Here is a 280-nt window from a genome sequence, read left to right as displayed (position 1 = left end):
GCCACCCGATTCCGCTCTTTTCGTCTGGGGGGCCGGAAATTGTAAAAAAGAACCGGAAACGCCCTTACCCGGACAAGCCGCTACTTCCCGCCGATGCCGCGCAACGCGCCGAGGTACTGGAGCTGGAAGAGCAGTTCGACCGCCTGGGCGTGCACGTACGCCGCTGGCTGTATGGCCAGATCAAGCAGTGGGACTCGGTGATGCACGCCATGCTCAAGGTCTACCGGCCGCTGCTGGGCCTGTCTCTTATACACATCTGACGCTTGCCGACGACGCTCCA

General features: G+C 61.8%; 1 pseudogene. It reads left to right on the top strand.

The features are described 5' to 3' along the window. Positions 1-260 (top strand): annotated as a pseudogene (locus ACQ4LH_RS21640) (hypothetical protein); the annotation flags it as partial. Positions 261-280: the final 20 nt, after the last annotated feature.

Origin of the sequence: Pseudomonas peli, from assembly GCF_050563605.1 — a bacterium.
GTDB lineage: Bacteria > Pseudomonadota > Gammaproteobacteria > Pseudomonadales > Pseudomonadaceae > Aquipseudomonas > Aquipseudomonas peli_A.
Note: the sequence above shows the minus strand (reverse complement) of the source record. Positions and strands in the feature narration are given on the sequence as shown.